Source organism: Streptomyces sp. NRRL B-24572, assembly GCF_002156145.1.
Taxonomy (GTDB): domain Bacteria; phylum Actinomycetota; class Actinomycetes; order Streptomycetales; family Streptomycetaceae; genus Streptomyces; species Streptomyces vietnamensis.
In genome coordinates, this window is record NZ_MWIG01000495.1 from 1 (window position 1) to 7,798 (window position 7,798).

Consider the following 7,798-nt stretch of genomic DNA (forward strand, 5'->3'; position numbering starts at 1 on the left):
TCGGCGGCGCGATGGCGACGATCGGGCGGTACAAGGGGCCCGTCATGGGGCTGGCGGCGGCGGTCTTCGGGGCGTACACGCTGCTCATCGGCATCGCCGTCGCCGTCGCCCTGTCCGGAGTCGCCGACGAGATCAGCGCACTGGTCGACCTGGCCGACCGGCCCGGCGCCCAGGAACCGGGGTGGCACGAGATCCGGCCTCTCATCATCGCCTTCGTCATCGTCGCGGCCGTCGCCCTGATCGGATACGTGCTCGCCGTCGCGACCGTCCAGGCGGCCACGCTCACCGTCCTCCAGGACGCTGTCCTCGGCCGCCCCGCGACCTTCGGCTCCGTGTGGCGCAGGACGCTCCCCCGGGTGCCCGCCCTCATCGGCACGAGCCTGCTCACCGGGCTGATCGCCGTGGTCCCGGTGCTCCTGGCGCTGGTCTTCTTCTCGATCGGCATGGTCGGCGCGTCGGCCGGCGACGACAGCGACGAGGTCGCCGGCGCCTACATCGGCCTCGGCATACTGGGCTTCCTGGTGGCCGTCGTCCCGGTGGTCTGGCTCTGGGTGAAGTTCAGCCTGGCCCCCGCGGCCGTGGTCTTCGAGAAGCAGGGCCCGGTCCGGGCGATGCAGCGCTCCTCGCAGCTCGTGCGCGGACGCTGGTGGCCGGTCCTCGGCATCTCGATGCTGGCCGCCCTGATCGCCGGGATCACGGCCGGGATGATCCAGCAGGTGCTCAGCATGGTCGGGATCATCCCCGCCATGGCGGCCGCCGCGGATCTCGGCACGGACCCGGAGTTCTCGGAGGTCCTGTCGGTCTTCTCGGTCTACATCGTGATCACCATGGTGGGCCAGCTGATCGGCTACCTGATCCAGACCACCTTCCCGCCCCTGGTCAACGGCCTCATCTACGTCGACCAGCGCATCCGCAACGAGAACCTCGCCCCGGTCCTGGCCGAGAGCGCCGGCCTGCCCCCGCAGCCGCCCGCGGCCCCCGGCTTCTGACGCGGGACGCCGAAGGTCTCGGGTACGCCGAAGGGCCGTGTCCACCGGGGAATCCCGGCGGGCACGGCCCTTCGTACAGGTACCGGCGGACCGATCAGACGTTGAAGCCGAGCGCGCGCAGCTGCTCGCGGCCGTCGTCCGTGATCTTGTCCGGGCCCCACGGGGGCATCCAGACCCAGTTGATCTTCAGCTCGCTGACGATGCCGTCCGTCGCGGACTTCGCCTGGTCCTCGATCACATCGGTCAGCGGACAGGCCGCCGACGTCAGGGTCATGTCCAGCGTCGCGACGTTCGAGTCGTCGATGTGGATGCCGTAGATCAGGCCCAGGTTGACGACGTCGATGCCCAGCTCGGGGTCGACGACGTCGTACAGCGCCTCACGGACTTCTTCCTCGGAGGCCGGCTTCATCGTGGCCTCGGCGTTCTCGGTCATGCCGACTTCCTCTCCGCGTCACCCAGCGCCTGGGCGGTCGCGTCCTTCCACGCCATCCAGCTGAGCAGCGCGCACTTCACACGGGCCGGGTACTTGGAGACGCCCGCGAACGCGACCGCGTCCTCCAGGACCTCCTCCATCGCGTCGTCGGGCTCGATCTGGCCCTTGGACTGCATCAGCTCCAGGAAGGTGCCCTGGATCTTCTGCGCCTCGGCCAGCTCCTTGCCGACGAGCAGCTCGTTGAGGACGGAAGCCGAGGCCTGGCTGATGGAGCAGCCCTGGCCCTCGTACGACACGTCCTCGATGCGCGAGCCGTCGTACTTCACGCGGAGCGTGATCTCGTCGCCGCACGTCGGGTTGACGTGGTGCACCTCGGCGTCGCCGTCCCGAAGACCGCGCCCGTGGGGGTGCTTGTAGTGGTCCAGGATGACGTCCTGGTACATCGAATCCAGCTTCACGAGGGGTCCCCTAGCCGAAGAAGTTCCGGACGTGCTCCAGACCCTCGACCAGGGCGTCGACCTCGGCCGGGGTGGAGTACAGATAGAACGACGCCCGCGTGGTCGCAGGAATTCCGTACCGCAGGCAGACCGGCCGCGCGCAGTGGTGGCCGACCCGGACCGCGATGCCCTGCTCGTCGAGGACCTGGCCCACGTCGTGCGGGTGGATGTCGCCCAGCGTGAAGGAGATCGCCGCGCCGCGGTCCTCGGCCGTGGTGGGGCCGATGATCCGCAGGTCCGGGACCTCCTGGAGGCGCCGGACGGCGTACTCGGTGATCGCGTGCTCGTGGCGCGCGATGTTCTCCATGCCGATCGCCGACAGGTAGTCCACGGCCGCGCCGAGGCCGACGGCCTGGGCGATCGGGGGCGTACCCGCCTCGAACTTGTGCGGGGCCGGCGCGTACGTCGAGGAGTGCATCGAGACGGTCTCGATCATCTCGCCGCCGCCGAGGAAGGGCGGGAGGTCCTCCAGGAGCTCCTGCCGTCCCCACAGCACGCCGATGCCGGTCGGGCCGCACATCTTGTGGCCGGTGAAGGCCACGAAGTCGGCCTGGAGCGCCTGCACGTCCAGGACCATGTGCGGGGCCGCCTGGGAGGCGTCGATGCAGACGAGCGCACCGACCTCCTGGGCGCGGCGGATGATCGTCTCCACCGGGTTGATCGTGCCCAGCAGGTTCGAGACCAGCGTGAACGAGACGATCTTGGTCTTCTCGGTGATGACCTCTTCGATGTTCGAGAGGTCGAGACGGCCGTCGTCGGTGAGGCCGAACCACTTCAGCTTCGCGCCCGTGCGCTGCGAGAGCAGCTGCCACGGCACGATGTTGGAGTGGTGCTCCATCTCCGTGATGGCGATCTCGGTCTCGTGGTCCACGCGGTAGGGCTCGTCGGCCCAGCCCAGCATGTTGGCCACGAGGTTGAGCGACTCGGAGGCGTTCTTGGTGAAGATCACCTCGTCGCGGCTCGGCGCGTTGATGAAGGCCGCGACCTTGTCACGGGCGCCTTCGTACAGCGCCGTCGCCTCCTCGGCGACCGTGTAGACGCCGCGGTGGACGTTGGCGTTGTGACGCTCGTAGTACTGGTTGAGCGCATCGAGGACCTGGCGCGGCTTCTGCGAGGTCGCCGCGGAGTCGAGGTACACGATCTTCTTGCCGTCGTGGACCACGCGATCCAGGAGCGGGAAGTCCTTGCGGATCGCCTCGGTGTCGAGGAGGCCGGTCAGCCCCATATGGGCGGAAGTCACGCGGATGCGCCACCCTTCACGTACTTGTCGTAGCCCTCGTTCTCCAGCTGGTCGGCGAGCTCGGCGCCGCCGGACTCGACGATGCGGCCGTTCGCGAACACGTGAACGAAGTCGGGCTTGATGTAGCGCAGGATGCGCGTGTAGTGGGTGATCAGCAGGGTGCCGACCTCACCGGTCTCGCGGACGCGGTTGACGCCCTCGGAGACGATGCGCAGGGCGTCGACGTCGAGGCCGGAGTCGGTCTCGTCGAGGATCGCGATCTTCGGCTTGAGGAGCTCCAGCTGGAGGATCTCGTGGCGCTTCTTCTCACCGCCGGAGAAGCCCTCGTTGACGTTGCGCTCGGCGAAGGCCGGGTCCATCTGGAGCTGCTCCATCGCGGACTTGACCTCCTTCACCCAGGTGCGCAGCTTGGGCGCCTCGCCGCGGACGGCGGTGGCGGAGGTGCGGAGGAAGTTGGAGACCGAGACGCCGGGGACCTCGACCGGGTACTGCATGGCGAGGAAGACGCCGGCGCGGGCGCGCTCGTCGACCGACATCTCCAGGACGTCCTCGCCGTCGAGGGTGACGGTGCCGCCGGTGACCGTGTACTTCGGGTGGCCGGCCAGCGAGTACGCCAGGGTCGACTTGCCGGAGCCGTTGGGGCCCATGACGGCGTGGGTCTCGCCCTGCTTGATGGTCAGGTCGACACCCTTGAGGATCTCGCGCGGACCGTTCTCGGCCTCGACGGAGACGTGCAGGTCGTGGATTTCAAGCGTAGCCATGGGTGACTCAGGACTCCTGGGTGACGGAGACGAGCACATCGTCCCCTTCGATCTTTACGGGGTATACGGGGACGGGGCGCGTCGCGGGAAGGCCGGAGGGCTTGCCGGTGCGCAGGTCGAAGCTGGAGCCGTGCAGCCAGCACTCGATCGCGCAGTCCTCGACCTCGCCCTCCGAGAGGGAGACGTTCGCGTGCGAGCAGATGTCGTTGATCGCGAACACCTCGCCCTCGGTGTGCACGACCGACACCGGCGTGCCGTCGACCTCGACCCGCTTCGGGGTGTCGGCCTCCAGCTCGCTCAGCGCGCAGACTCGGACGAAGGCCATCAGACGGAGGCCTCCAGCTCGGCCTCGATCTTGGCGAGGAGTCGCTCCTGGACGTCCGGCAGACCGATCTGCTGGACGAGCTCCGCGAAGAAGCCGCGGACGACGAGGCGGCGGGCCTCGGCCTCCGGGATGCCGCGGGCCATCAGGTAGAAGAGCTGCTCGTCGTCGAAGCGGCCGGTGGCCGAGGCGTGACCGGCGCCGGCGATCTCGCCGGTCTCGATCTCCAGGTTCGGCACGGAGTCGACCCGGGCACCGTCCGTGAGGACCAGGTTCCGGTTGAGCTCGTACGTGTCGGTGCCCTCGGCCTTGGCCTGGATGAGCACGTCACCGATCCACACCGCGTGCGCGTCCTGGCCCTGCAGCGCGCCCTTGTAGGCCACGTTGGACTTGCAGTGCGGGGTGTTGTGGTCGACCAGGAGGCGGTGCTCCTGGTGCTGGCCGGCGTCGGTGAAGTACAGGCCGAAGAGCTCGGCCTCGCCGCCGGGGCCCGCGTACTGGACGCGCGGGTGGATGCGGACGACGTCGCCGCCGAAGGTGACGACGACCGACTTGAAGGAGGCGTCGCGGCCGACCAGCGCGTTGTGCTGGGCGACGTGGACGGCCTTCTCGTCCCAGTCCTGGACGGAGACGACGGTCAGCTTGGCGCCGTCGCCGAGGACGTAGTCCACGTTGGCGGCGAGCACCGCGTCACCGGTGTGGTCGATGACCACGACGGCCTCGGCGAAGGCGCCGAGCTCGATGACCTGGTGGCCGAAGGCGACGCCGCCCTGGCCGTGCACGGAGATGCGGATCGGCTCGGTGAGCACCGCCTCCTTGGCGACGGTGACGACCCCGGCCTTCTCGAAGGAGGAGTACGCCTGGGCGGCGACGCGGTCGACGGGCGTGCCGGCCTTGCCGAGGCGCTCGTCGTCGCGGCCGACGGTCTCCACGGTGACGCCCTCGGGGGCCTCGACCTCGACCTTGACGCCCTCGCCGGAGGCGACGGCGGTGCCGTCGTGGAGGCCGCGCAGTCGCGCCAGCGGGGTGAACCGCCACTCCTCCTCGCGGCCGTGCGGGACGGGGAAGTCCGCGACGTCGAAGGACGGGGGCGCGCTCATGCGCGTGGCGACGGTGGACTCGGCGGCCACCGCGATCGAGCCGGCGGTGGTGGAGCCCGCCGGGATGTTCTGAGCCTCAGCCATGGCTGTCGTGTTGCTCTCTTCCTGCGTACGTAAAGAAAAGTCGGTCGCTGCGGGGCGGGGCCGGCCTTAGCCGACCGCACCCTCCATCTGCAGCTCGATCAGCCGGTTGAGCTCCAGGGCGTACTCCATCGGGAGCTCCTTGGCGATGGGCTCGACGAAGCCGCGGACGATCATCGCCATGGCCTCGAACTCGGTGAGGCCACGGCTCATCAGGTAGAAGAGCTGGTCCTCGGAGACCTTGGAGACGGTGGCCTCGTGGCCCATGGAGACGTCGTCCTCGCGCACGTCCACGTAGGGGTACGTGTCGGAGCGGGAGATCGTGTCGACGAGCAGGGCGTCGCACAGGACGTTGGACTTGGCGCCCGGGGCCCCCTCGCCGATCTCGATGAGACCGCGGTAGGAGGTGCGGCCGCCGCCTCGCGCCACCGACTTGGAGACGATGTTGGAGGAGGTGTTCGGGGCCATGTGGACCATCTTGGCGCCGGCGTCCTGGTGCTGGCCCTCGCCCGCGAAGGCGATGGACAGGGTCTCGCCCTTGGCGTGCTCGCCCATCAGGTAGACGGCCGGGTACTTCATGGTGACCTTGGAGCCGATGTTGCCGTCGACCCACTCCATGGTGGCGCCCTCGTAGGCGACGGCGCGCTTGGTCACCAGGTTGTAGACGTTGTTCGACCAGTTCTGGATGGTCGTGTAGCGGCAGCGGCCGCCCTTCTTCACGATGATCTCGACGACCGCGGAGTGCAGCGAGTCGGAGGAGTAGATCGGGGCGGTGCAGCCCTCGACGTAGTGGACGTAGGCGTCCTCGTCGACGATGATCAGCGTCCGCTCGAACTGGCCCATGTTCTCCGTGTTGATGCGGAAGTAGGCCTGGAGCGGGATCTCGACGTGCACGCCCTTCGGCACGTAGATGAACGAGCCGCCGGACCAGACGGCCGTGTTCAGGGAGGCGAACTTGTTGTCGCCGACCGGGATGACGGTGCCGAAGTACTCCTTGAAGAGCTCCTCGTGCTCCTTCAGCGCGGTGTCGGTGTCGACGAAGATGACGCCCTGCTCCTCCAGGTCCTCGCGGATCTGGTGGTAGACGACCTCGGACTCGTACTGGGCGGCGACACCGGCGACCAGGCGCTGCTTCTCCGCCTCCGGGATGCCGAGCTTGTCGTACGTGTTCTTGATGTCCTCCGGCAGGTCCTCCCAGGACTCGGCCTGCTTCTCGGTGGACCGCACGAAGTACTTGATGTTGTCGAAGTCGATGCCGGAGAGGTCGGAGCCCCAGGTCGGCATGGGCTTCTTGTCGAAGAGGCGCAGACCCTTGAGACGCAGCTTCAGCATCCACTCGGGCTCGTTCTTCTTCGCGGAGATGTCGCGGACGACGTCCTCGTTCAGTCCGCGCTTGGCCGCGGCGCCGGCCGCGTCGGAGTCGGCCCAGCCGTACTCGTACCGACCCAGGCCCTCGAGCTCGGGGTGGCTGATCTCGGTGGTCATGCGGGGTTCCTCCCGGCCGTGCTTGCGGATGCTGATTCGGTGGTCTGTGGGGCGCCGTGCGGGATGAACGTGGTGCAGACGCCGTCACCATGCGCGATGGTGGCCAGACGCTGGACGTGCGTTCCCAAGAGGCGGGAGAAGAATTCCGTCTCCGCCTCGCACAGCTGGGGGTACTGCTCGGCGACGTGGGCGACCGGGCAGTGGTGCTGGCAGAGCTGCTCGCCGACCGGCGCGTTCCGCGCAGTGGCAGCGTACCCGTCCGCCGTGAGGGCCTTGGCCAGTGCCTCGGTCCGCTGGGCGGGCTCGGCCGACTCGACGGCCTCCCGGTACGCCCCGGCCTGGGCCTCGATCCGGTCGCGGGCGAAGGCGGCGACGGCCGCCTCTCCGCCGGCGTTGCGCTCGATCCAGCGGAGCGCCTCGACGGCGAGGGAGTCGTACGACTGGTCGAAGGCGTCCCGGCCGCAGTCGGTGAGCGCGAAGACCTTCGCGGGGCGGCCGCGGGACCGGGTCCCGTAGACGCGCTTCTCGCGGGCTTCGACGACGTTCTCGGCGACCAGCGAGTCGAGGTGGCGGCGGACGGCGGCCTGGGTGAGGCGGAGCCGCCCGGCGAGGTCGGCGACGGTCGAGGGACCGTGGTCCAGGATCGACCGCGCGACCCGGTTGCGCGTGGAACGCTCTCGGGTCGCGAGTTCCTCCACCGGAGCCGCGCCAACGTTTTTCACAACGCCATTGTTGCGTAATTAATCGGGGAGTGACAAGCGGCGCCCGGACCGGTGACGATGGCGTGCATCACTCAGGTAAGGCTTACCTGACCTGCGGAAACGATCATTCATGGGATGAATCGCGACCGCCCCGACCAGCGGTTTCCCACCCCCCGACCGGCACGGACC

Annotated in this window: 9 protein-coding genes; 1 reads left to right on the plus strand and 8 read right to left on the minus strand. The window is 68.8% G+C overall.

Going from position 1 to position 7,798, the window contains the following annotated elements; translation table 11 throughout:
- On the plus strand, window positions 1-989 hold a 989-nt coding region (locus CCN56_RS43445), incomplete at its 5' end, for a hypothetical protein (RefSeq protein WP_086830644.1).
- 94 nt (window positions 990-1,083) lie between these two features.
- Here CCN56_RS43445 and CCN56_RS27555 read toward each other — a convergent pair.
- From CCN56_RS27555 to CCN56_RS27590, 8 genes are all read right to left on the minus strand, one after another.
- The gene (locus CCN56_RS27555) at window positions 1,084-1,422 is read right to left on the minus strand and encodes a metal-sulfur cluster assembly factor (protein WP_030205917.1); all 339 of its coding nucleotides are present in this window, start codon (window positions 1,420-1,422) and stop codon (window positions 1,084-1,086) included.
- The gene (gene sufU / locus CCN56_RS27560) at window positions 1,419-1,880 is read right to left on the minus strand and encodes a Fe-S cluster assembly sulfur transfer protein SufU (protein WP_041128635.1); all 462 of its coding nucleotides are present in this window, start codon (window positions 1,878-1,880) and stop codon (window positions 1,419-1,421) included. The genes CCN56_RS27555 and sufU overlap by 4 nt, the downstream gene beginning before the upstream one ends.
- A 10-nt stretch (window positions 1,881-1,890) precedes the next feature.
- Complete coding sequence (locus CCN56_RS27565) at window positions 1,891-3,144, minus strand: cysteine desulfurase (RefSeq protein WP_041128636.1); 1,254 nt, start codon at window positions 3,142-3,144, stop codon at window positions 1,891-1,893.
- A gap of 11 nt (window positions 3,145-3,155) precedes the next feature.
- Window positions 3,156-3,920 (minus strand): Fe-S cluster assembly ATPase SufC, encoded by a 765-nt coding sequence (gene sufC, locus CCN56_RS27570; protein WP_041128637.1) that lies wholly within the window; start codon window positions 3,918-3,920, stop codon window positions 3,156-3,158.
- A gap of 7 nt (window positions 3,921-3,927) precedes the next feature.
- The gene (locus tag CCN56_RS27575; protein ID WP_030322524.1) at window positions 3,928-4,245 is read right to left on the minus strand and encodes a bifunctional 3-phenylpropionate/cinnamic acid dioxygenase ferredoxin subunit; all 318 of its coding nucleotides are present in this window, start codon (window positions 4,243-4,245) and stop codon (window positions 3,928-3,930) included.
- Window positions 4,245-5,426, minus strand: coding sequence for a Fe-S cluster assembly protein SufD (gene sufD / locus CCN56_RS27580; RefSeq protein WP_041128638.1), 1,182 nt, complete (start codon window positions 5,424-5,426; stop codon window positions 4,245-4,247). Before sufD ends, CCN56_RS27575 begins: the two co-directional genes overlap by 1 nt.
- 66 nt (window positions 5,427-5,492) lie before the next feature.
- Window positions 5,493-6,908, minus strand: a complete 1,416-nt coding sequence (sufB, locus tag CCN56_RS27585) for a Fe-S cluster assembly protein SufB (RefSeq protein WP_041128639.1) — start codon at window positions 6,906-6,908, stop codon at window positions 5,493-5,495.
- Window positions 6,905-7,630, minus strand: a complete 726-nt coding sequence (locus CCN56_RS27590) for a metalloregulator ArsR/SmtB family transcription factor (protein WP_041128640.1) — start codon at window positions 7,628-7,630, stop codon at window positions 6,905-6,907. The genes sufB and CCN56_RS27590 overlap by 4 nt, the downstream gene beginning before the upstream one ends.
- Window positions 7,631-7,798: the final 168 nt, after the last annotated feature.